The organism is Segetibacter sp. 3557_3 (genome assembly GCF_004354985.1).
Classification (GTDB): Bacteria; Bacteroidota; Bacteroidia; order Chitinophagales; family Chitinophagaceae; genus Segetibacter.
Map to the genome: position 1 here is coordinate 122,098 of NZ_SMSK01000015.1, position 25,447 is coordinate 147,544.

At 46.3% G+C, this 25,447-nt stretch carries 15 protein-coding genes and 1 pseudogene; 8 read left to right on the forward strand and 8 right to left on the reverse strand.

All coding sequences use genetic code 11. From position 1 onward, the window contains the following. The first annotated feature begins 34 nt into the window (after window positions 1-34). The 5 genes from EXU57_RS19290 to EXU57_RS19310 all read left to right on the forward strand — a co-directional run bounded on the left by EXU57_RS19290 (window position 35) and on the right by EXU57_RS19310 (window position 6,147). Window positions 35-700 (forward strand): ABC transporter ATP-binding protein, encoded by a 666-nt coding sequence (locus tag EXU57_RS19290; protein ID WP_133269885.1) that lies wholly within the window; start codon window positions 35-37, stop codon window positions 698-700. A gap of 120 nt (window positions 701-820) precedes the next feature. Next, window positions 821-2,056, forward strand: coding sequence for an ABC transporter permease (locus EXU57_RS19295; RefSeq protein ID WP_133269886.1), 1,236 nt, complete (start codon window positions 821-823; stop codon window positions 2,054-2,056). A gap of 26 nt (window positions 2,057-2,082) precedes the next feature. Next, window positions 2,083-3,258, forward strand: a complete 1,176-nt coding sequence (locus tag EXU57_RS19300; RefSeq protein WP_133269887.1) for an ABC transporter permease — start codon at window positions 2,083-2,085, stop codon at window positions 3,256-3,258. Window positions 3,259-3,473: 215 nt separating this feature from the next. Further along, window positions 3,474-4,847 carry a sigma-54-dependent transcriptional regulator gene (locus tag EXU57_RS19305; RefSeq protein WP_133269888.1) on the forward strand — a complete coding sequence of 458 codons (1,374 nt, stop codon included), beginning with the start codon at window positions 3,474-3,476 and terminating at the stop codon, window positions 4,845-4,847. Next, the gene (locus EXU57_RS19310; protein WP_133269889.1) at window positions 4,831-6,147 is read left to right on the forward strand and encodes a sensor histidine kinase; all 1,317 of its coding nucleotides are present in this window, start codon (window positions 4,831-4,833) and stop codon (window positions 6,145-6,147) included. Before EXU57_RS19305 ends, EXU57_RS19310 begins: the two co-directional genes overlap by 17 nt. Window positions 6,148-6,319: 172 nt before the next feature. On the opposite strand, the gene EXU57_RS19315 is transcribed toward EXU57_RS19310, so the two are convergent. Continuing rightward, entirely contained in the window at window positions 6,320-6,679 is a 360-nt protein-coding gene (locus EXU57_RS19315; RefSeq protein WP_133269890.1) for a winged helix-turn-helix transcriptional regulator, read from the reverse strand. A 104-nt stretch (window positions 6,680-6,783) separates the two neighbouring features. Between EXU57_RS19315 and EXU57_RS19320 the strand changes: the two genes are divergently transcribed. Continuing rightward, complete coding sequence (locus tag EXU57_RS19320; RefSeq protein ID WP_133269891.1) at window positions 6,784-7,185, forward strand: DoxX family protein; 402 nt, start codon at window positions 6,784-6,786, stop codon at window positions 7,183-7,185. A 36-nt stretch (window positions 7,186-7,221) separates the two neighbouring features. Here EXU57_RS19320 and EXU57_RS19325 read toward each other — a convergent pair whose 3' ends face one another. The 5 genes and pseudogenes from EXU57_RS19325 to EXU57_RS19345 all read right to left on the reverse strand — a co-directional run bounded on the left by EXU57_RS19325 (window position 7,222) and on the right by EXU57_RS19345 (window position 19,292). Further along, window positions 7,222-9,045: a cytochrome-c peroxidase gene (locus EXU57_RS19325; protein ID WP_133269892.1), complete on the reverse strand. Its 1,824-nt coding sequence runs from the start codon at window positions 9,043-9,045 to the stop codon at window positions 7,222-7,224. 157 nt (window positions 9,046-9,202) lie between these two features. Beyond that, window positions 9,203-10,105, reverse strand: a complete 903-nt coding sequence (locus tag EXU57_RS19330) for a leucine-rich repeat domain-containing protein (protein WP_165958206.1) — start codon at window positions 10,103-10,105, stop codon at window positions 9,203-9,205. 209 nt (window positions 10,106-10,314) lie between these two features. Then, window positions 10,315-13,389: an alkaline phosphatase PhoX gene (locus EXU57_RS19335; protein ID WP_133269894.1), complete on the reverse strand. Its 3,075-nt coding sequence runs from the start codon at window positions 13,387-13,389 to the stop codon at window positions 10,315-10,317. A 1,291-nt stretch (window positions 13,390-14,680) separates the two neighbouring features. After that, window positions 14,681-17,053: pseudogene (locus EXU57_RS19340) on the reverse strand (PQQ-dependent sugar dehydrogenase); the annotation flags it as partial. A gap of 733 nt (window positions 17,054-17,786) precedes the next feature. Next, window positions 17,787-19,292 (reverse strand): MFS transporter, encoded by a 1,506-nt coding sequence (locus EXU57_RS19345; RefSeq protein ID WP_133269896.1) that lies wholly within the window; start codon window positions 19,290-19,292, stop codon window positions 17,787-17,789. A 742-nt stretch (window positions 19,293-20,034) separates the two neighbouring features. On the opposite strand from EXU57_RS19345, the gene EXU57_RS19350 reads away from it, so the two are divergent. Together EXU57_RS19350 and EXU57_RS19355 are read left to right on the forward strand one after the other, a co-directional pair. After that, window positions 20,035-21,021, forward strand: coding sequence for a YihY/virulence factor BrkB family protein (locus tag EXU57_RS19350; RefSeq protein ID WP_133269897.1), 987 nt, complete (start codon window positions 20,035-20,037; stop codon window positions 21,019-21,021). Between the two features lie 460 nt (window positions 21,022-21,481). Further along, on the forward strand, window positions 21,482-22,930 hold the full coding sequence (locus EXU57_RS19355) for an META domain-containing protein (RefSeq protein WP_133269898.1): 1,449 nt from the start codon (window positions 21,482-21,484) through the stop codon (window positions 22,928-22,930). A gap of 69 nt (window positions 22,931-22,999) precedes the next feature. On the opposite strand, the gene EXU57_RS19360 is transcribed toward EXU57_RS19355, so the two are convergent. Beyond that, complete coding sequence (locus tag EXU57_RS19360; RefSeq protein WP_133269899.1) at window positions 23,000-24,442, reverse strand: glycoside hydrolase family 28 protein; 1,443 nt, start codon at window positions 24,440-24,442, stop codon at window positions 23,000-23,002. A gap of 138 nt (window positions 24,443-24,580) precedes the next feature. Further along, window positions 24,581-25,381 carry a rhamnogalacturonan acetylesterase gene (locus EXU57_RS19365; protein WP_207955536.1) on the reverse strand — a complete coding sequence of 267 codons (801 nt, stop codon included), beginning with the start codon at window positions 25,379-25,381 and terminating at the stop codon, window positions 24,581-24,583. Window positions 25,382-25,447: the final 66 nt, after the last annotated feature.

Here is a 25,447-nt window from a genome sequence, read left to right on the forward strand (position 1 = left end):
CGCAACAAACAGATTACAAAAAAAATCCACCCCAATGATTAGTTTAAAAAACATTGAGAAAGTTTACCGCACCGACACCGTGGAGACGCAGGCGCTGAACAACCTGAACCTAAACATCGGTAAAGGCGAATTTCTTTCCATAATGGGACCTTCGGGCTGCGGTAAGAGTACATTATTGAACATCATGGGCCTGTTGGATGTGCCCACCAGCGGTGAAGTGCGAATTGATGACAACACCACAACCAATTTTCCAGACAAACAGCTTGCTGCATTCCGGAATAGAAAGATCGGATTCATCTTTCAGAGTTATCACCTCATCAACGACCTGAAAGTATTAGACAACGTTGAGTTACCCCTGCTGTATCGAAAATCGACCGGTAAAGAGCGAAGCATCCTTGCGGCGCAGGCACTGGAAAAGGTTGGACTCAGCAATAGGATGAAACACTTTCCAACCCAGCTATCCGGGGGGCAAAAACAACGGGTAGCCATCGCCCGTGCAATTGTGGGCCAACCGGAGATCATCCTCGCCGACGAACCTACCGGCAACCTCGATAGCAATATGGGAAACGAGATTATGGATATCCTGCTTCAATTGAATCGCAACGATGGAACAACAATCGTTATGGTTACACACGACGAACAAATGGCCCGTAAAACACACCGGCTGGTCAGGCTGTTCGATGGAAGCCAGGTGCTTTAAGCGCATTCGTTATTAGCTTGTATACACTAGATGGCAGCCCTTACCAGCAGCAACCAGGACACCATTGGTGTTTGCTTAATCAATCATTCGACATCTTCACCGCATTCATAATACTACGATATGCTCAGGAATTATTTTAAAATCGCAATAGCTGTATTGAAAAGGCGAAAGTTCTTCACTTTTATCAGCTTATTTGGGATCAGTTTTACGCTTACCATAATGATGGTAGTAACAGCGTTTATCGACGACGTTTTCAGTTCAGGATACCCCGACTATAATCGCGACCGAACATTATATGTAAACTCCATTAAACAGGTGAATACTAAAAAAGGGCATTCACAAATGGGGCCCGCTAGTTACCACTTTTTCGATTACTATGTCGGGCAACTCAAAACACCTGCAATGGTGGCTGTTTCAACGAACTTTTCCCCGAGCAACACCTATGTGAATAATAAGAAACTTGTGATCAACCTTAAGTACACCAACGCCGACTACTGGAACGTGTTGCAATACCGTTTCGTAGAGGGTAAACCGTACCAGAAAGAGCAGGTGGATCGGGGGGAGAAAGTGGCGGTAATATCGACAGAAACAAAAGACAGTTATTTCGGCAGTAATGCACCGGCAGTTGGAAAATACATCGAAACCGACAATGTCTGTTACCGTGTAATCGGTGTTGTTGACAATGTGCCCGTTACCAGGTTTATGGTATATGGAGATATGTACCTGCCCTATACCGTTTCAAAAGCAGACTACCGTGCAAAAACGCTAATGGGCAGCTACACGGGCATCCTGATGGCGAAGTCTGCCGGTGATGTCGAAAAGATGCAAGAGGAATTTTCCGCGATGGCACGGCGGCTACCCACAGATCGTAAAGAACTAGATAAAGTAATCGTGAATGCTGACCACTACCTCGCAAGCTTTACAAGACAAGTATTTGGAAACGCAGGTAGTACAGGGCTGGCTATGTTTTTTACAGCAGTGGGGTTATTTACGCTCTTGTTTATGCTGCTGCCAACACTTAACCTGGTTAATATAAACATCAGCAGGATAATGGAGCGATCATCGGAGATTGGGGTACGGAAAGCATTTGGTGCCAGCAGCAGTACGCTCGTGTACCAATTTATCATTGAGAACATCATATTAACCATTCTCGGTGGCATCCTGGGTGTAATCTTTTCCTATATCGTACTGCAGATATTTAACAGCAGCAACCTGCTTGCAAACGTTCACTTAAGCATTAACCTGCAGGTTTTACTATATAGTCTCATTGCCTGCATCGTGTTTGGATTACTATCGGGTGTATACCCCGCATGGCGAATGTCGCGGCTGCATGTTGTTACGGCCCTGAAGGCTTAATTAAATCATTTTACAAAAACGCTTATATGCTTTCACACTTGTTTAAACTAATCTGGAATAAAAAAAAGCAAAACTTTCTGCTGTTGATGGAGATGTTTGTATCATTTCTTGTGATGTTTGCTGTATTTACCTTGTTGGTATATTATTACAAAAATTTCAAAGTGCCCCATGGGTTTCAATACGAAAACGTGTGGGCAGTAAACTACAATGATGCTGTTAAACCCGATCGCCTGGACTCTGTTGCCTTATACATGCAAACCGTAAGGCAAACATTGCTTGGCGTAGACGGTGTGCAGGACATTACCTTTACTTCAGCAAACATTCCGTTTTCTTTCACCCAAAACAACAACTTCGTTTCTTACAACAAAAATAAAGTTCTTGCTAATGTATACGAAGCTGAAGACAACTATGCATCACTCTTTAACCTCAGCGTAATTTCGGGAAGATGGTTTGACAAAACCGACATCGCCGGCCAGACGAATACGATTGTAATCAACAACAGGTTAAAAGAGTCGCTGTTTGGTAATGATGAAGCTATTGGCAAAACAATCTTAGCCGGTGACGAAAAACTAAGAGTCATCGGGGTATCGAACGACATGAAAATCGATGGTGATTACCAGCCAACCGAAAATGGTTTTTTTCGAAAATTAGATACCGCAGGTTTAAAATACAACAGCACAATACTGGTCAAGATAAGGCCAGGTATAGATGCTTCGTTTGAGCCAAAACTCTTTAAGGTACTTAACAACGTAATCAGAAATGCCAATATCGAAATTGAACACTTTACAAAAAAAAGAGAGCGTAAAAATACCTTAAGCCTGGTACCGATGATCTTATTATCTGTTGTCGGCGGGTTTCTCATCATTAACGTAGCGCTGGGTTTATTTGGGGTGTTATGGTACAACATCAACAAACGCCGGTGTGAAATTGGCCTTCGGAGAGCCGTTGGCGCAAGTGGTTCAGCCATTTCATGGCAGCTCATTGGGGAGGCACTTGTACTCTCCACACTGGCCATAATCCTTGGATCCTTCTTCGCAGTCCAGTTTCCACTACTCAATGTTTTCGATCTACCTGCAGGTGTTTACCTGACTGCCATTGCCCTCGCAATAGCTTTCATTTATGGGCTCGTTATGATATGCGCATTATACCCTGGAAAACAGGCAGCAGCGATCTACCCTGCGGTTGCATTGCATGAAGAATAAGAAACAAACGGTTTAAGATAGTGTAATACTACGGGGACTCGTTGCCCGCCTTGACGCGGCTAAATTGAAAAGGATCGCTTCGTTAAGAGCTGCGCCCATAATCGATGAATTGGTCTATGGTTGATACCACCAAACAAATACAAATGGAGCAACAGTTTGGGGCGGTATTAATGACATAAATAACAGTAATTTCCCTTTTTGATTTTAACGCAAACATGATACTGATTATCGACGACGATATTGCTGTACGCACATCCCTGATGCTGCTTCTAGATCACGAAGGTTACGAAGCTAAAGCTGTGGATGGACCTGACCAGGCATTGGAAGCTTTACAAAAGGATACGCCTGAGCTGATCATCCTTGACCTAAACTTTTCCATTGACACCTCGGGAGGGGAGGGCATGGCGCTGCTTAGAAAAATCAGGAATATCAACGATGCAATACCGGTTATATTGATAACGGGATGGGGCAGCATTGAACTGGCGGTACAGGGAATGAAGCTTGGCGCAAGCGACTTCCTTAACAAACCCTGGAGCAACGATCATGTGTTGCAATCGGTAAAAACCTTACTTGAACTTAAAGAAAAGAAGACCCAAACGCATAGCCGCAGTCAACTCGATGCGATGTACAACTTCTCACAGATTGTCGGCGAAGATCCGGGCATGCTGGCAATTCTTGAGACAGTCGGAAGGGTGGCAAACACCGATGCATCAATATTAATTACAGGTGAAAGTGGCACAGGCAAAGAGCTGATTGCTGAAGCCATTCATCAAAACAGCCTTCGCGCTAACAAGCCATTTATTAAAGTAAATCTCGGCGGCATTTCCACTTCCCTGTTCGAAAGCGAAATGTTTGGACATGTACGCGGCGCTTTTACTGATGCAAGACTGGACAGGACGGGCCGCTTTGAGATGGCGAACAGGGGCACCATCTTTCTTGACGAAATCGGCGACCTCGATGCATCAAGCCAGGTAAAACTGCTACGGGTATTGCAGGACAGGACCTACGAGGTACTTGGAAGCAGTCGCACCAAAACCGTGGATTTACGGGTAATTTGCGCTACCAACAGGAACCTCGAAGAAATGGTCAGCCGCGGAACTTTCAGGGAAGACTTGCTCTATCGCATAAACCTGATTACCATTAAACTTCCCTCACTGCGGGAACGGCAGAAGGATATTCCAATACTAACCCGTTTCTTCATCAAAAACCTGAAAGAAATCTACCGTCGCCCGAACCTGGATGTCAGCAAAGACGCATTGAAGTGGCTGCAACAGCTGCCCTTACCTGGGAATATCAGGCAGTTGAAAAACCTGGTAGAAAGATCGGTTCTTGTTAGCCGGGGCGATCTACTGGACGTTGCTGATTTTAAATCACAACTCGAACTATCGCCCGGCCGAAAAGGAAGCCTGCAACTACCGGAAGTTGGCAGCATTACGCTCGACGAACTGGAGGTACAGATGATCAGGCGAGCCATGGATTTTCATAAAAACAAAATATCGAAAGCTGCTGCTGCACTGGGTATTACCCGCAGTTCTTTATATCGAAGACTGGAGAAATACAATATACCTTACGATGACGCTTCGGACTAAGTACCTGGTGTTTGTTGCCATCCTCCACGGGGTAACCCTCGTGCTCTCTTACTTTATCTTCAGGGAGCATAAAATCTTGTTTATTGCATCAGAACTGTTGATCATCGGGTCACTGGTTATTGCATGGCAGTTGTACCGGCAATTGCTTCAACCATTGCAGGCACTAATGAGGGGTGTGGAAGCAATCAAAGACCGGGACTTCAATGTTAAATTCGTAAAAACCGGCAAGTACGAAATGGACGAGTTGATTGAGGTGTACAATCGAATGATCGACGAGCTAAGGGATGAACGAACCAGGCAACAGCAACAACATTTTTTCCTTGAAAAACTTATTCAAACCTCCCCTACCGGTATCCTGATCCTGGACCATGATGAAAACATCCAGCAACTGAACCCACGTGCTTGTCAATTGCTGGGTGTCGACGAACAAGGTATCAAAAACAAGCCCATTGCCGGCATTCAAAATCCGATTTTACAGCAGGTAACGCAATTGCCATCCGGCAAAGCAACCACAATCACCATCAATGGCATAAACACCTTTAAGCTTCAGAAATCTCATTTCATTGATCGCGGCTTCCCCCGCCTGTTTGTGATGATCGAAGAACTTACTGCTGAAATTCTTGCGGCAGAAAAAAAGGCTTACGGAAAGGTCATCAGGATGATGGCACATGAAGTTAATAACACCATCGGGCCGGTAAATTCAATTCTACAGTCTACACTAAGCAAGGATGATCTCTGGTTCAACAATAAACACCAGCCTCTCCAACAAGCATTGCAAGTAGCGGTGGATCGCAACCATAACCTAAACCTGTTTATGCGGAATTTTGCAGATGTTGTCCGGCTTCCTGAACCAAAGAAGAAGCAAGTAGACCTGCATATATTAATTGCCAATGTGGGCGTACTGATGCAACATAAAGCAAGCGAAAAACGGGTTCAATTTAAATTTGAATTTGCGCCAGGCAACATTGTGATTAACGCCGACGAACAACAACTTGAACAAGCACTGATCAATATCGTAAAGAATGCCATTGACGCGATCGGGGATGCCGGGTGTATCACGTTTACAACGGGGGAACGTCCCCGCAGGCTTGTTATTACCGATACCGGAAAGGGTATATCCAGTGAAGAGGCCCCTCATCTTTTCAGCCCATTTTATAGCACCAAAAAAGACGGGCAGGGAATAGGTCTTACACTCACGAAGGAGATACTCATCAACCACCAGTTTGCTTTTTCGTTAAGGACGATTGAACCGGGTAAAACAGCCTTTGAAATTCACTTCGACCATGAAGTAATTTCCTGATGTCAATAAAGCAAAGAATGTACGGCTTCCTATTTCGTACTCCATCGATGCCACCTATTCTGCCGTTGAACCGAGCGTGGCAACGATGTCGCCCAAAGTAAACTACAGCCGGTAATATAAAAAAAAGTATGTGCTGTACGGTTTGAAATCCTATGGCACTCATGCCCGAACATCATTTCTTCGACATCATACGTTTTCGGTGCTGTAGTCCCCAGTCCCGCATTTCACCGATAATCTTTTGTAGCGACTGACTGTACTTTGTCAGTTCATATTCGACGCTCACAGGGGATGTGGCGTAGACCGTCCTGGTTACAAATTCATTCAGCTCGAGTTCCTTCAATTCTTTCGACAATATCTTGGGTGTAATCTCTTCAAGTGTCCGTTGAAGGTCCTTGAACCTGGTGGGTCCGGTACTAAGTGCAACGATAATGGGCAGCTTCCACTTGCCGCTCAAAACGTAAAGTGTGTCGCGAACTGCAGCAATACTTTGTTTGCAGGCAGCAGGGCTATGAACAATGTTTTCTGTCGGCATGTTGTGGTTGTTCAGCGGTATCCTCCAGGTTACTGGTATCCTTTAGTATACTGGTATCTAATGGATAGCTAAAATATATAGCTTTGTCGTCTAAACATAAAAACATGTCTCAGAAAACAAGAAATCTTCTCGGTTGGAGCCTGACTGCTATTCTTTCTATGGTCTTTTTTGCCAGCGCTGCTATGAAATTTACCGGTGGCGAAGATGCAATCAGGAGTTACGGAGCCATTGGCCTCAGCGCAGCAACAGTACGTTTAATTGGAGTTGTAGAACTACTCTCCATAGCGCTGTTTATCATTCCGCGTACTGGATTGTTGGGAACGTTGTTATTGGCGGCCTACCTTGGTGGAGCTATTGCTACCCACCTCGAACACCAACAACCCGTTATCGTACCTGTCATTGTCCAGTGTGTGGTGTGGATCACCGCTACTATCCGCTTTCCGGAGCTGAGTACAAGGATAAGAACCGCCGGCAGCGCACAACAGCATTCACCGGCCCTCCGTTAACTCCACTCCGCAGGTAGCAGCAGTACCGATGATAGCTTACCGGTTTGAAAGTGACTTAATAAAAGCGATTACCTGCCGTTTTTCAGTTGCGCTAAGGTTTAAACGCGTGGTAGGAAGGGTCTGGTTAGGTAACTCAAAACCAAGACCCGCACCACCACCCTTATCGTAAAAGTCCATTACCTGGTCCAATGTTTCGAAAACACCATTGTGCATATAAGGCGCCGTAAACATTGCATTTCGCACGGTTGACGTTTTAAAGGAGAACAGGTGTTGCGGTATATGGTATAGCTGGTACTTTCCGGAGTCAAGGTCCTGTATGGGATGTAAGGTGTCGGAATTCGCGGGTACGCCAAGAACTTCGCTTTCCATTTTGTCGAACAACGGCGGAACCGACCCGGAAAAAAGAGGCATGAAGTGGCAGGTAGCACACTTCGCCTTCCCGGCAAAAAGGTTAAAGCCTTTTAACTCATCAGCTGACATTTCGTTTTTACCGCCACGTATGTACTGGTCAAAACGGCTGTTCATTTTGATGAGCGATCGAACATATGCGGCCAGTGCCGACTTTACGTTGTCTGCAGCAACCCCGCCATCAGGATAGTTTTTCTCAAAAGCAGCCCGGTAAGAGGTATCCTCCTTAAGCCTTGCCACAATGTGCTTAAATAGTCCGCCCATCTCCTGCCGGTTGGAAATTACATCGTGGGCCTGGTCTTCGAGGAAAGCGATATGGCTGTCGTAAAACTGCACCGGCTGCAATGCCGAATTAATCAGTGATGGGGTATTGCGCAGGAGTTTCCTGTTTCCGCTAAGTGCTTCATTAAGGGCCAGTCCGTCCGTAAAATATTTTTCAGGCACATGACAGCTATTACAACTTCTCTTTCCGTTGACGGAAAGAGCCGGATCAGCAAACAACCTTTTACCCAATAGCACCTGTTCGTTACTTGCCGCAATGGCACCTGATGGTGCATAAAACAACGGATCAAATCCATCTTCATCAAACAGTGTTTCCGCGCTGGTACGTAAGGCACTAACCTGCTTTACGACAGGTATCTGTTGGACCTTCTGCCAGGCATAGAGCTCGCGACAAACCTTATTCAGGTAATCACGGATAAAAGTTCCGCGGTCGAAGTCGTCGAACCTGGCGATTCCGTGCTTAAGGAATACCTGGCTCCGGGAAACCGTATTTACTACCGCAGTGGAACTGTTGAAGTAGCCAAGGATTATGCGCGCAGACTCGAGTGTTGCTGCCGCTTCCGGCAAGCTGTTTTGGGCAATGGGTGAGTCGAAGCCGGTGATGCCTTTGGTGATCAGCCGGTAAAGGTTTAGCCTTAATGCATGTAGGATGTTAGCTGAAGAAAGCTCCAGTTCTGGCAACAAGGTGTACAATCGTTTTATACGATTGCTGATGTTGCTGAGTTCAAATGCAACCCATTTTGCTTTATCGTCAGCTTCATCTCCGTATACATGTTCTTCCAACACCTGGAAGCCTGAAGGATGTTGCGGTTCATTGGGTTCGCTGGGGTCACTTTCCGGAATGACTGGTCCATTTAGTTGTTCGGCCGATGCCGGGTAATGATACTCAACAAGGAACTCAATTTTCTTGTAGTGTAGCCTTACCTGCAAAAAGAGCTGCCTCATACGTGCTTCATTAGCAGTTGGCGCTTCCTTTTCGAACCGGGTGATCGAGCTATTTAAACTATCGAGGTTTTGCCTGTAATAGTCGAATACCCTGGCCACTGCCCTGCTTTCGGCAGGTGACTGCGTGAAATAGCTAAAGACAAATAGGATGACAGCGAGCAAAACAACTACACTCCCTTTTCGGGATACCGGAGATTTGTAAAAGGATGTTTGCAGGACTTTCAATTTTGGTGGTTGCACTGGTTTGTGGTGTTAAAATCAACCTCGTCAGTTCGATTTATTGACAGCTGGTCGGCGCAGTAAAATGCACAGCAAGCGGGCAACGATCTTCAATAGCGATACTGCTGTTGGATTCAAAATGGCTATTTAAAAATATGAATTATCAAAACATGATCCTTGTACCCGGTAGTTGTTGCTGTAATCGTGTAATGGTTTCCTTTTTTACCGGGTTATTCATCAGCACCAATGTCCTGAGCTTTTTCAACCGGCCAATTGATGCAGGCAAGTCGCTGATCCCGTTGTCGGCAAGCAGTATCATCTCAAGGTTCTCCAAATCCCCAATGCTTTCCGGTAAATAGGTAAGCGCATTGTTGTTTAAGGTGAGCACCTGCAACGACTTCATTACACCGATTGTTTCCGGTAAAGCCTCCAGGCTATTGAACGACACATCGAGTTGGGTCAGCTCGCGGAGCATGGTGATGCTCTCGGGCAAAAAACTCAGTCTGTTGTAGTTCAGTTGAAGCAATCGCAACCCCTGCAAGTCTCCAAATTCCTCGGGCAGGTACAACAGGTGGTTATGTTGCGCATTAAAGGTTTCAAGCTGCTTTAACCGCGAAAACTGTTTGCCAAAACTTGCAATATTGTTCCAGGAGATATCAAGAACTTTCAAATTCTGCAGTTTAGAAATGGTATGAGGTAGTTCATCCAAATTGTTTTTGTCCAACTGTAGAATATGAAGCTGGGATAGGTTGCCAAGTGAGTTAGGAAGTTTTTTAAGCTGGTTTTCACTGGCGATTAAATGTTCAAGGCTGTCGAGACTTCCCAGCTCATCGGGCAAATAACGAAACTGGTTTTTTTGCATGTCCAGGTACCGGAGCTTTCCCAACATAGCGATGGTGCTGCTCAGTGTTTCTTTTTTGTTCAGCCGTAGCGATAAACGTTCTGCGCAGCTGCTGCTGGCGATAGCCTCGGGCAGGCTATAGTACGTTTGGCTTTCACATTGCCCGTATACGAGGTTTAGGGTGGATGTGCCCGTAAGCAACACCAACCCTAAACTGCTGATCATCCGATAGAAAATTGAAACCCTCATACTATGTATCCTTGTCTTGCAGCCCGGTCACTAATCTCTTCTGCCGATATTGACAGATCGCAAAATAGCCGTTGCGAAGCAGAAGCATAAAGGCAGCACTTGCCAAATGGTTAGTGCTGCCTTATTAATCGTGTTATTGTTGTTTAGCTATAACGATTACCGGAATTGGTTTACAAAGCAGTTGATTATTGTTTTATCAACCGCGTTTTTAACAACTGGCTCCCGGCAGAGACCGAAACAAAGTATAGTCCAGCAGGTAAAGCTTTAGTGTCTAATGTAAGCGTATTTACACCGATAGAAAGGGCCTTTGTAGTTTGTATCAGTGCTGTTCCGGAAGCATCAAGCACTTTAATTTCTGCTTTGCCGGCGGCCGGGCTCATTAGTACAATGTTAAACAACTCTACTGTTGGGTTCGGATAGGTATTCACGAGTTGCAGCAGGTTGCCAGCAGCGATATCAACCGTTTTCGTTCCGGTAAATACTTCCCTACCATCTTGTTGCAATGCTTTAACCCGGTAAAAATTTCTGCCTGCTGCAGGGGTCTCATCAACCACACTCAATATCAAACCTCCTGGCGCGGCCGCCTGTTCAACCGACTTGATGGTTTCAAACGTTCCACCGGTAACCATACGCTGAACCTCGAAACGGGCTATCTTTTCGTTTGTGGTATACCTCCATTCAAGCATTACTTTGTTGTTATTTGTTTTCGACGCATCGAAGGCGAGAAAGCTGATGGGTAATGCCAATGTGTTACCAAGAAATTCCTTACGTGCAATTACAATGGCAGACTCCCTGTTAAACCTCACAGGGGTTCCTGCTGCGTCACGCATTACCGTAGCGTTTGTGCTACTTGGGTGCTGCATGGAAACAAACATAAACTTGTAATCCGGTGAGAATGTCATTCCTGTTGGCTCACAACCTGCTGGTGTCACTGCAAAGAGTTCTACCTGCGGATTAGCAGCGGTATGACAAGGCCTGACCATCCAGATGTGATTGCGGCCACCATCCTGTATTACATAAAGATTGCCTTCGTCATCAAACGTCAGGTTATCATTACCATCTCTCCACTGTTCAGGTGCTACACCCGTACCATAATTAATGTTGTACAGGCTGCTTGCATTTCCAACAAAAATGTCGAACGCATTTACCGAAGATCCATTATCGCTGAAGCGGTATACCCTGCTACTTGCCTTAGAGGTGAAATAAATCTTACCATCTTTCGGACTGATCTCTACGTCTTCAACAGAATTGAAATTAGTGGCACCAACCGCTGTTGCAAACGAACGCACATTATTACATTCAGCAGGTGTGCTATTGGGTACCTGTATCCAGGTTCCTGAGCTGGAGTTATCCGGAGTACCGGTAAGTTTCAGTACATAAAGATTGCCCGAACCCAGTTTGCCTGGTGCGTTTGCTACCATCTTGAAAATGTACCCGGGATTTTCATCATTGCCTTCATAAACCGTAAGGCTGTCGGCAGACACCACCACATTTTCGTGCGACATTCTTCCAAGTCCCCACAATTTGTCGGGTTGCCCGTCTCCGTCATGATCAATAACGGAATGTGTGGCAGGATCTATTTCAACGGCCCATCCAATATCCTGGTAGCCATCTCCATTTACATCAGATGTCGGCAATATTTCTTCACAGGTGATAACCGTGTTCCATGGTGTAACAGTGCCTGAGCAGTTGCGGCCTGTTCCGGCTACACCGCCGAAATCTACCGGAACGTTGTTGGTAATGTTCCATGTTTTTGGAGCCGGGTTATAATTTATGCTCAGCATGGATACACCTGCTGCAGGCCAGCTACCTTCTTCGTGATTAATGGATAAATATCCATTGCTGCTGCTGCCATTTATAGGCACATAGCCGGTAAAGTCGAAAGTTGATTTGGTTACGCCATTCGCAGGATTGGTGTACGGATCACCGGACTGCAGCAACATCTGGAAAGTATGCGTTGAAGGAATCCGAAGCGAATCGGGTTGTGCAGAAGGCAATACCGATACAAAGCTGGATATATGATTAGCAGGGATACTTTCACATGCAACAGGTGTAGCGGGTGGTGTGTATTCTTCGATTGCAAGGTCAAAGCCAAGGTCTGAACTTGTACCGTCACGTTGATGTACTTCAACGGCAATCGTATTTGTTCCCGTAATCAAGCCCGCCTTTGGAATAATATAAGTAAAGTAAGCAGACTCATCGGCCCCGTCTACTATAGAAGAGGAGAATGTATTATAATCTATCGCTCCGGAGGGCATGTTGCTGCGTACCACTTCTACACCATTGATATAAACAATGGCGCCATCATCGCGCAGTAACAACAGCTTCAATGAGTCGGTTAGCGCCGATACGTTTGTTACGTTAAACTGCTTTCTGAAATAATACGTGATGTATTTATTGTTGGCGTTTGAACCAAAGCCGAGGGTTGTTACCGCATTGTCGTTATATCCAAGTTTACCCGGACCAGAGCTCCACCCTGCATCAACAAAACCCGGTGCACGCCATGCTGTGCCCTGGTCGGTTCCGTTATCGAGGTATTTCCATTCACTTTGAGTGCCGAAAGGAAAGCTCGCCACAGGCAGCACCGCCGGCGAAGGTGCCGCGTATTCTACTACAAGTTTTGGAATAAGGTTCCGGTCGCCTGAACTACCATCAAAGGAATAAGCATTTCTAACGCCCTGGCCTGTTAACAATACAACCAAAGCATTACCCGGCATCCATCCGGCCCTGTTGATCACTGGTTGAATTAGGCTCGCTATGTCCGGTGTACGTTGTTCCGCGCCTGCAGCTCCAACAGACAACGTTCCCCAGGTGGAACTCGTGGTCCCTGGCCACAACACCGAGTCGCTTACCTGGGCGCGTGAACTGATGTTAAAAGCAGCCGAAGTAAAGAGGGCTGCGTTATCGGCATCTTGCGTTTTAATGTATACATCGCCTGCAACCGGTGCCTTGTCACCTTTATTCGCAAATTGAATATAAGCCCTGTTTACGGTAGCACCATTTGGGATGGTGATGCCGGTAAAGCGCAAGCCTACAAGCTGCTTCTTAGTTCCATCTAAAACAAGTTCAAGGTCGGAGCTCGTAAGATCCATTGAACCGATTGTACCGGAACCCCCGGGTACGGCTTCTTCTGCATCATTTTCTCCTGAAGAAACACTCCATGCCTGTGTTCTTTTCAACTGTGCAAACGATGGAATGGATGAAAGGCTCAGGCAGCAGGAAAATATCACTGCTGCAAATAGTGGGTAGCTTTTTTTCAAAGTATTTGGTTTATTGTTGGCGAGGATTACCAGCCAGCAAAACAAACGTGCTTATGTTAAGCTGCTTTGAACGTTAGATTACCAAATTGTTACCCCTCTGCTGTTGTGCAATAAAGCGAGGTATAGAAGTTTGTAAAGAAAGTAATGCAAGACTTGAGCTTAAAATCATTTTAGGCACATGGCAGGGTTTAGCCAACAGCATTCGCGCTTGATACCAGGGCGTACCCCGACCGTACACACCCCGTTTCCGATGCGTTTTCTTTTGGTACCAGCAGTGGTTTTCTATGGCAGCATCGTTGCGTCGCAATCACTTTATCCGGAAATCAATATGCATCTCCAGTCTTCAACGCACGGCTTCTTCCAACTTGCCGGCGTTTTTAAGTGCAAAGTGCATTTCTATTATAACGCGGTAGCCGACGAAAAGAGTTATTGTTTATTTACCCTTAGCCGCATCCAACAACTCATGAAATAAGAAGCGCTAATCCCCTTAGAATTGCTCGGTATAGATTGTACTAAAAAACCCGTTCAAGATGAGGTTTAATAAAAAGTTCTGGTCGTTGTTGGGGCCATTTGTTTTAATCACACCATCCATATTAATGTCCTCGGGTGCATATTGGTTCATCATTACAATCGACAAAGAGCCACCAAGCTTGATATTTTGTATCCTATCCTGGTCGTTTGCCGGACCATTATACTTGGTATTGTTGTTCGAATTGGCATTGCCACCCCGCATGAGCCATTTGTTACCCGCTTGCACAGTAGCGGTATACAACTGATTTTGAAAACTACTGGCCGCTGAAGCAGTAAAGTCGTGTACACCCGATCCATCAGTAAAGTCCACTGCCGATGACGAGCGAATACCCAGGTGATTGCGATGCCGGATTGCAACATGGTAGTTGCCGGGAGCGACTGCCGGGAAACTGATACTGGTTCCTGATCCGTCGGTTTCTACGATTGTGCCATCCCGTTGCACAAACCCGGCCCTTGTAGCGATAATTGTTAAAGGATTTGTTGCATCACGCAATTCGATAAGTACCCAGTCAACGATCTCGGGATGGGTTGCAAAAAAGTCGGCAGCCACACGTTCCGTCCCCTGGTAGTTGTAAATGGCAGCGTATGGTTGAGTTGCTGCTGCCGCCTGGAGCATACCCGAACTATTCAGCGTAGTGTTCATCAATTGGCTGGAAGCGTTAAAAGGAGATTGCAACAACACTTTCCCACTAAAGGTTATCGACGGTTGGGCTACCTGGTAATCAAACCTCAAAATCTGGTTGTCTACCCCATCCCAGCTATCTGTACAAATAAAAATGGATCTGCCATCGGGAGAAACCGTGATGTCCCTGTAGCGTAATGACAAGCTATCGGGAACGCTGAAAACAATTTGCGGCTCAGGCTCGGCCAGGGCTGTGCCTGCGCTATTTAGCTTAAACACGTATACGCCCGGCCGAAAAGCGGGGTTGTAATTTTTTAATGCCGTTACGAGCAGGCTATTGCGAAAGCCCGGGATTGCATTTGCGCCATAGTAGATCATATCTGATGGGGCAACTACGCACGTTTTGGTTGCATCCTGCGGATCTTCGGGCAGGGTAACGGCAGACGGGCACCACGAATAAATTGGCTCCCGAAGCGCGTCACCTGTAATGGTTGGTGTATAGTTTGCTGCAAAGTTCGACTCGCCAGGGTAATTGCCATCATTGTGGTATCCCCTTGCTTTGGGCCAGCCATAATTTTTTGCCTTTTCAAGAATGTTGATTTCGTCGTCAGAAGATTTTCCGTTTTCTGAAGAATACAGGATGCCGGTCGCGGGATTGTATGCAAGCCCAAGCGCATTGCGATGGCCTTTTGTAAATACCGGGCTACCCGGTATTGGATTAGAAGCGGGAATGGTACCGTCGATATTATAACGGAGTGTTTTGCCAAAACGGCTGTTCCAGTCCTGTGCCCGCAGGTTATCGTTATTGCCAGGCGGATAGCAGTTGTCGTTGTCAATTGATCCGTCCCCTGCGGTAATATAGATATATGGCATACCGCCTTGTGAAATGATCAACATCCGCATCCCATCGTGCGATAAGTCTAATGGGAGATCGGGAATAATGTCGAGCGGGTTTGATGCGGTTTTTGTAATGGGGTTCCAGGTGAGGCGCCGCACTTTAAACTTCGACAATGGTGCGGAGCCCGTACCCGCATTGTAGGAGTAGATATAGTAAATAAAGGGCACGTTGATGAAGTCAGGATGTAATCCCATTCCATACGTACCAGCGGATACCGGGTAGGTGCCACATAGTAGAGCAACATCCATTGAAGGATCACCGCCGAAGTAATCCGGCGCAGTGTATACCGGGCTAACAATTCCACTGTTTGGGTTCACCCTTGATATCCTGCCGTTAGACTGTGTTATCCACAGCATGTCATCCGGACCATACAACATTTCCCAGGGCCTGTTTAAGCCCCTTGTCAGTAGAGTCCGGCTAAACTCCGGCGCTGCTGTACCGCACGTAGCTGCAGGCTGAAAGCCTAATGTTGGGTCCTGGTCTAAACCATTTGCCAGATGTGGTGCATGTGTAATGGGGCCATAAATACGGCCGGCCACGGTTGCACCTGCAGATCCATGCCAGTTACAGGCTGCATTCAGGTTTCCGCTTCCACCATGCCAGATTGCGTACGTGCTGTTGCTGTTGTCGAAAGAATTAGCAGTTACATTTACTTGCTTGCCGCTGATCTCCTCACCCGCACGAACGGCAAAACCAATTCGGGAATTCCGAACCATGTTATTTCGAATAGTAATATTACCCATGAATTCGGATCCGTAGATATAAATTCCACCAACACCCGGCTCCTGCGAAGTATTTGCGTTTACGATCTCGTTTTCGCTGACAATGGCGTCGCCAACACCGCCGGCAAGTTCGATACCGAACTGACCTGTATTGCGGATATCATTGTTTTGAATCGAAACGTTCAGGATATTATCAACCGAAATACCGCCCCATGTGGCGCCGTCAACCCGGTTGCCGGTGATGGTTGCTTTAACGGTAGCTACAAGATCAGGCGCTACCCCGGCCTCTTTTGCATCGTTTAACTTGATTGCACTGGAAAATGGTGTTAAATCATTTGCCTCAAAAAAGTTGTCTGTTATTGTTACCGTTTTCCACTGGGTTAAGGTGCCTGCAAATAAGGTATTGCCATGGTGAACCCAGTTCTTTTCAAACCGTATAACAATATCCTGGTTGGGATGGCGGGCAACATTGCCATCTTTAAGCGGGGTTCCATTAATTAGTTTGAAACCCTTGATTTCGATTTGGGTACCGGGCGTATGTGCATCAAATATTAACTGGTTACCCGGGGAAGATATTACTGCACTGATGATGGCTTCCGGTTGCCGGGATGCAAGGTTTGGATTCGGTGAAATATGACGGTTTGGCCCATAAAACCGGAGTGACTTGGTGACGTTGATGTATTCGGTATAACTGCCCGAAGACACGTTGATGATGTCGCCATCATGCACCTGGTTGTGGTTGTTTGCGAATTGAATGCTCCGCCAGGCGGTGCCACTGGTTAATCCATCGTTGGCATCGTTGCCGGTAGTGGACACATACCAATTTGTTTGCCCCGGGCAATCAGGGCAGATCGCAATTATAAAGCACAATAACAGGAGGCAGCATTTCATGACCTTACGTTAATAGTTAGCGGAATTGTTTAGCGATATACTGCCTTAATCAAGCACTGGGGAGTGTACTGCTTAGCTGGCAGAGAGTGGCTTTAGAATAGGATCTTCATACGCCATTATTCAGTTGGAGTAAGAATGAACTTAAACATAGGCATTTTATATGAATGTTTAACCATTCCTACGATAGCCTTTACCGTTTATTGGATTAAACATTCCCGGCCAAATGCCGAACATAGGTGAAGCGCAAACATGAGGGATTGGGTACGTATAAGCGAGGGATAGAGATAGAACCGCAGCTCAAAAGAAATTGAACAACAGGGCTTTCGGGTACTTAGACGAATTCCGCCGAATAGCAGAACAAATCAATTGAATTCCAGCTTTACATTGTGCTGCGGATAACATGTGTGATGGTACATTTTGCATCGGTAACCATACTCCCGCAAATGTACTTTTGATGGCCTTTATTTCCTGGTTGCGGCTTACGTATATTAAAATGCCAGGCTATCCGCCTGGCATTAAGCACATGGTAACAAATTTAATTTGGCGGTTGGCCAAAGCCGGAACGGCGACTAAAATTTAAGGAGCGGGCCTATAATAAAACACCCACCGGTAGAATCTTTTTAAAGCCTTTTTGAAGCGCGGTGACATAGCGCAAGTTTTATAATCTGATAATTATTTTCCACCTTGTATTTACGCATTCAGTGCTATTACAGATGAAAACAAATCGTTAATGCTAAGCGGTACGTTTTACCTCCCGGCTGAACTTATATATTAACATGCGGCGTTTGATCGCAGGTAAGAATACCGGGTTTTTGATCCGGTCTTTTATGGCATTACTGCTCAGGTTTTTCCGAAGTCCCCTTTGCACACTCTTTCTCATAACAATGGCCACCATTTCGCGATGTGCTTCGCCCTGTTCTTTGATTTTTTTAACCAACTGGATCGAAAACAGAGCAAGCACTGCACTGATTACGAAAAAGAAGTTCCAGTTTGCCAGTTCGAGCAAATGAAATGTTGAAACACCAGAGGGTCCCTGCCATTCGATGTTCCAGTTGAGGTGATGTGTTGCAAAAAAATCTGCCATCAGACCACCCGCCATCGGGCCCGCAGCCGCAAAAATGGCGACTACAATATTCCTTGCCGATATATATGAAATTGCCTCGTTTTTAGGGGCCAGCTTAATTGCAAGATTATTGATCGCAAGATCAATCCCCGCGGCCGATATTCCGCTCACGAGATGGATAATGATCAGCAGTGCAATACCTGCCCAATGGTTGTCAATCATCGATACAAATGTCCAGCTGAGTATGCAGGTGATAAATGTTGGTGCACAAATGCTGATGATGGTTTTGTTGCTGTATTTATCTGAGAAGGTGCCCCAGAACTTAAGCGAAAATATGCTCCCAAACTTTGCGAGCAGCCCAAGAACAATGATCCAGGCAAATGAAAGCCCTATGGTTTTCATCATATAAACCACGAAAAAGGGAAGCGCCAGGCTAGTTGCAAACGCATAAAAAGAGTGGAAGGTAAGCAGGTTTCTAAAGTTTACATCCTTCAATGGTTTGCTGAGCAATGCAAATAGCTTTTGATCTTCCAATGTGGTTTGTGGTTCGGGTGCCCTTGACAACAAGTAAACTCCCCACATCCCAAAAACGCCCCCAACAACAAACATGGATGCATAAGTGGCAACCTCGTACTGGGGATAATCGGATTTTATATAATCAACAAACATGGCAACGCCAAGGCTTAAAGAAACATTCAGGATTTGTGTTAGCCTGGCCTTTCTTGAGAAGTATGTTCCAAGTATTTTATCCGGCACCACATCTTTGATCCAGGAGTTCCAGCTTGCACCGGAGATAGATGCGAAGAGGTAATGAAAAAACAGGAAACAAAGAAGAACGTTTATGCTTGTTCCGGTAGAAAACATTAAGGGTAGTACACCAATGATAAAAAGTGGCACCCTGGCCAGGAAAGAGCAGATTACACTTATCGCGCGGCGATTTTTATATCGCTGAACCATCCAGATCGACAGGAACTGGAAAACGTTTGTGAGTATGGGCAGTGCCGCCAAAAGGCCAATCTGAAAATTTGATGCTTTTAGTAAAACGGCCATTGCAACGAGAAAAGTTCCGCCGGTGAATGTGGCCATTGCTTCGGCAGCCAAACCTTCCTGTACAAAATATTTTAACCCTGATTGAACCTGTTGTTCATTAAGGTTGGGTGATGGACGAAGTTTCATTTGGATTGGTAGTTCAAGGATGGATAAAGGATATGGATGGGAAACAGGCGGCCAGGGTACCAGTAGTGCAAACCAAAGCAGCGGAAGATCAGGTGAAAGTTGGCAAACCTTAACACCGGTTCTTCAACTTCCAATCGAGCTCATTTCTTCTAAAACTAACGTAGCACATTTGAACCTTATTGTAGTTGCCGACATTTATTCACGAAATAGCCCGGCCGGCTGTCTACACCCGGTTTGTGCGACAATCCAGGAACATTTGATTGGAACAGTTCGTTAAGAACCGTAAAGGCATCAACTGGGAGCCGAAACAGGGTTGTTTATTTACAACGCTCCCAAACGATGGATGAGCCTTTGCAGCGTAAGCGCAGTTCTGATGATCAGCTGAATTCTTTTGACTTTTCAAAATGATAGGCTCGGCTGCATTTGCCAGGCCCCTTAGGTATTCATCACCATGAATGCAGCAGTTCTTGATAGGTGTAAATAGGAATTCGCTAATGGATTGCTGCTCTGTTTAGCCGCCTGACCCATGGTAACTATCAACGGCATCCCTCGCTTCAAGGCGAGTTTGAAATCGACGATTCAGGCATGGAATCTTGCTGATTTTACTCAGGCTTCTGTTAAGGCGTGGTAATTGATTCTCAGCAATCGGGTGTTAACAGCGAGATTACAACAAGTGGGCTCGCGTTGCAATAACTGGTTTGTTATTAAAAACCGTTTCTATAACCTAAAGAATACTTTAGATATGATCATCGACAAGCTTAAAGCGTTTGGAGGACTGTTAAAACAGGCGGGTCAAGGATTTATGCGTGATAAAGTCCCAAAGCTGAGCGCTTCCCTCTCCTATTATACGCTGTTTTCCCTCGGACCTGTGCTGTTGGTGGTCATCTTTTTCGCAGACCTGTTTTATGGTGAGGATGCAATCAAGGGTGCATTGTTTGGACAATTAAAGGGACTTGTGGGCGAAGGTGCCGCAGCCCAAATACAAACGATCATCCAGAACGCAGCAATTACGGGTAGTACCCTTACCACGGTCATCAGTTTCGTTACGTTGATTATTGGGGCAACCAGTGTATTTACCGAGATCCAGGACTCAATCAACAGCATATGGAAACTCAAAATCAAAGAAGGGGCCAGTTGGAAACTCACGGTAAAAAGCCGCCTCACCTCCTTTTCCCTCGTTGTAAGCCTTGGCTTTTTGCTACTGGTTTCCCTGATATTAAACAGCCTGATCGAAGGTTTAATGGGCGCACTACAGCGGCGGTTCCCCGAAGTGACTGTAGTGGCACTTTACCTGATCAATCTGGCCGTTACCTTATTGATCACCTCTACCCTTTTCGGGATCATCTTTAAGGTCCTTCCGGATGCCCGGGTTAAGTGGAAGGATGTTGCTGTGGGCTCCATCTTCACCGCCGTTCTGTTTATGTTGGGTAAGTTTGGCATCACCTATTATATCACCAGCAGCAAAATAGGAACGGCTTACGGTACTGCAGGTTCGGTGGTTATCCTGTTGCTATGGGTTTACTATTCCTCCATGATTTTGTACTTCGGCGCAGAGTTCACCAAAGCGTATGCGCTGAAGTTTGGAGACAAGATCCGACCTAAGGTTTATGCAACCACCTTTCAACAGGTGAACATTGAAAGCGACAGCGAAAGCATACAGGAAAACGAGACCGATGAAAAACGGACCCAGGCGGCACTAGAGCGTGCAAAGAAGAAGCGAGTGCTTTAAGTCATCCAGCAATTAAAAAAGGCCATTTTAATTCACTTCACGGTTCGGGATTAATGTGCAATCAATACAATGCTGCCCGGCAGATCCGGACTGAACTTCGTTCTCGCTTCGGTATAATGGGCCGCATTCCGGTTTTGGATGCTGAGGGATAGTGCACATCGTGGGAACGTTTACGACAGATTGTTCCTGGCCTGAAATGCAACTGGCTCCGCTGACACTTAACCGGAAGAAAACGATTAGTCAGCTTGATCAGGTCATGTTGGATGAACCCCGACCCACCCAAGTGAACGTTCCTGAAAAGACCTCGTTTACTTGACTGCAGCTATGTAGATAGCGGATAACCAGGCACCTCGCCAGACTTACGTCTGAGCAACCAATGCGCCCTGCTAATCGTACAGAACCTTTGTTTTGGAAAGCGCATCATACCTGTAAACATCACAACCTTCAATATACAACGTGCATGGTCAAATCTCTTGCAGCTTCATTCCTGGTGGTTTTCTGCAACCTCCTTACCAGTGCCCAAAGCCTGGTACCGGGCTTTAGTAAAACCGAATACATTAATCTCATGAAAGTGTCTGCGCAGTTTGGTGACTCGGTGTATGCTGCTGCCATTCCTCCGCCGACAGGTTACCGGCTTATCTACCCTTCACCGGTAGTTGGCTTACAAAATAGGTGGCAATTGTGGATGACTGACAAAGGTATACCGGTAATCAGCATCCGCGGCACCACCCGTGATGAGACCAGCTGGCTTGCAAACTTTTATGCTGCTATGGTGCCCGCAAAAGGAGAACTTCAGTTGTCTGCAACCGAAAAGTTTCGTTATGAGCTGGCTACCAATCCACGGGCAGCAGTGCATGTTGGCTGGCTGGTAAGTACGGGCTTTTTGGTAAAGGACATCATGCCAAAGCTTGACTCTTTATACCGTGCAAACCACAAAGAACTGTTGATTGTCGGTCATAGCCAGGGTGGCGGAATCGGTTATTTACTGACCGCCTACCTGTACAATCTGCAACGCCAAAAGGGCCTTCCTGCAGACATGCGTTTCAAGACCTATTGCAGCGCTGGTCCGAAGCCGGGAAACCTGTATTTCGCATATGATTACGAGGCTATGACCCAGGCCGGTTGGGCATATAATGTGGTAAACTCCACGGACTGGGTCCCGGAGTCGCCGGTATCGATCCAGACGTCTGCTGATTTCAACAACATCAATCCATTTGCTAATGCAAAAGGGGTGATTCGTAAGCAGGGATTTTTTAAACGGCTAGCCTTAAACTACGCTTATCGAAAGCTTACCCGCAACAACGAAAAGGCAGTGCATAACTACCAGCGCTTTCTAGGAGGCTACGTAGTCAGGTCTGTTAAGAAACAATTGCCGGGCTTTGTAGAACCGGAATATGCCAATACGAACAACTATGCCCGTACCGGGAACACGATCACACTTGTGCCGGACTCTGCTTATTACCAACTGTACAAGCAGGAAAAAGACAGGGTGTTTGTAAACCACTTTCATGCACCTTACCTGTACCTTGCTGAGCGACTCTCCATGCCCGGAGCCGATGACAGCACTGGTGGGCAACTCAGCGGATCCTGGCTCCTGCGGAACATCACTGACTCGAAAGTATCGATGGATAGCCTATACCAAAACAGGAAGCCCCTGCTGATCATCAACCAGGAAACCGGAACGATAAAGGGAAATACCGGATGCAATTCGTTGAGCGGGAAAGTAGATGTTTCGGCCAACAGCATCCGCGTGGGCGCGCCCCTTGCAACAACAAGGATGTTTTGCCCGGGACAGGGTGAGCAAACCTTCCTGGCAGCACTTAGAAAGGTCAACCGCTTTGCTATAGCCGGCCAGGTTCTAACCTTGTTAGCGGATGATGTTACTGTTATGCAATTGGTGCGGCAGTAGAATGGATGATGGGTATTGGGGTATTGAGGTATTAAGGTATTGAGGTATTGAGGAGTTGAAAATTCTTACCTATTTAACGCTTTCGGGTGCCCTGGCCAACTTCCCATTAATGACTACGCTTTTAAACTCGGCGTTGGTTATGTAGTCGGTTTGCATAGGTGTTTTTACGCCTCGTATATTGCAGTTGACCATTTTTAGATGTTGTACCGGCGATGCTTTGTATGCCTTTACAAACAGGCCAAAGTCTCCACCCTTTTCAACATCGAGGTTTTCAACCCAGATGTTGCGAATGGTTGGCATAAAGTTGCCCGGTTGTTCATAAAACATATTACACGTTACCGCCGCATCCCGGTAAGTTCCCACTTTCACATCTTTCATAAACACGTTTTCAATTACGCCACCCCGGCTTGAGCTGGTTTTTAAGCGCAGGATCCGGTCGAGATTAGGACTATCCATCGAGCAGTTGATGGCAAAAATATTTCTGGCTCCACCCGAAATCTCACTGCCAATCACCACCCCACCATGACCATCTTTCATAATACAGTTTTCAATGATGTGGTTCTCTGCTGGTCTGCCAATGGTTCTGCCGTCTTCATCCCTTCCCGATTTGATGGCAATGCAATCATCACCCGTATCAAAATAACAATTGCTTATAAGTACGTTTTTACACGACTCCGGATCAACCCCGTCGGTATTCGGACCGTGCGCGATAATCGTAACCCGGTCGATGGTGACGTTTTCACATAATACCGGGTTTACGTTCCACATGGGGGAATTGATCATCTTAACACCCGAAATCAGGATGTTTTTGCAATTGTAAGGTTGTATAAAGTTGGGGCGCAAATAACTGCTGTCGCCGAAGATCCTTGTTCTTGCATCTTTTTTATGGTGGTTGTATTCATGCAGCAGGGTGCGCGCCTTCACCTGTTTCGATGGCCGGCCGGCATTCCACGACCACCAGGTGGTACGGTCGGCGCCTCCATCCAGCGTGCCATTACCGGTGATGGCGATATTCTCCTGGCCATACGCATAAATCAGGGCGGAATAGTTCATCAGCTCCATACCTTCCCAGCGGGTGAAGACAATAGGATAGTCTTTTGGGTCAGGACTGAAAACAATTTTAGCGCTATCCGCCAGATGAAGGTTGACATTACTCATTAGGTGTATGGCACCGGTTAACCAGCTACCCACCGGAACCACTACCCTGCCGCCGCCACGCTTGTTGCAGGCGGCGATTGCCTTACTAAAAGCTGCAGTATTGAGGGTTTTACCACCTTCGACCGCACCATAATCTGTGATCGGAAACTCGCGCGATGCAAATTTTGGGGGTCTTATCTGCGTCCTGATCTTTGCCATCTCCCCTAAAGGTTCTGCATTCGTTTTCCACACTACTCTTGCCTGCTGAGCTTGTGAGGGCGCAACCACAAAGCTTAGCAGAAGGACAGTTAGACCAACCTTAACTTGTTTGGTTGATTTATCAAAAAAACGTTTTAAGCAAACTTTATGCTTCATGTGATTAGTAATTAAGCTGAACCGGATCGTAATGATGAAAGTCTATCAAACCAATGCAGGTACCTGTTATGGGGACCAGCGTTTATGAGTCAGTCAGGTCATTGGCACAAACCGGTTGTTATTCGTGATTGTTGATTATTATCTCGCAGCAACTTCTCGCCGGATGATCCGTTCTGCTAAATCAAGCTTCAATAGCCTTATTTCTGCCAGTACAATCTCAGCCATCTTCCGGGCGCCAAAATCGCTGAAATGGGTATCGTCGTGCATACCCGCAGGATATTGCGGAGTTTCACCTGCCTCAAAATTGAGGTAGAGGTATTTTGAAAATCCCGGTCCTAATTTTTGCAACAGTTCACGACTCCTTGTGTCGAGGTCTACCAAGGGCACCTTGTATTCGGCGGCAACTTCTGCAACCATTTTTGAATAGGGCTGATGTACCGCCTGCGGCTTACCATTGTCACCAAACTTGCGGCGGGTTACCGGAGTTACCAGCACCGGAGTTGCCTTTTTCCTCCTTGTATCATTGACATAAACAATCAGGTTTTTCTTATAATCTTCCGGCGATGCAAACCTGGCCGGATGGGCAGCCGAATTTGCAGCATCATTGTGTCCGAACTGTATAAACACATAATCACCCTCGCCGAGGTTTTCAACAATGGGCTTCCACAAGTTCTCAGTCATAAACGATTTGGAACTTCTTCCACCCCTGGCGTGGTTGCGGACAATTACTGTTGAGTCGAAGTAATTAGCGAACGGCATCCCCCAACCAGCCTGAGGAAACCTAGTATTATCGTACAGGCACATGGTGGAGTCGCCAATAAGGTAAACTCTGATCTTTTTGCCATCGGGATAAGCAAACCCCGCGAGCACAAAAAACATGATGATTGCACACACCCTATAACGGTGGCGATAGCACCATAACCAAAGAGATCGATACATATGGATTTATTAACGGAGAAACTAAGAAGTGTAGATGACCAATACGGCTCCGGGACAATTATCCGA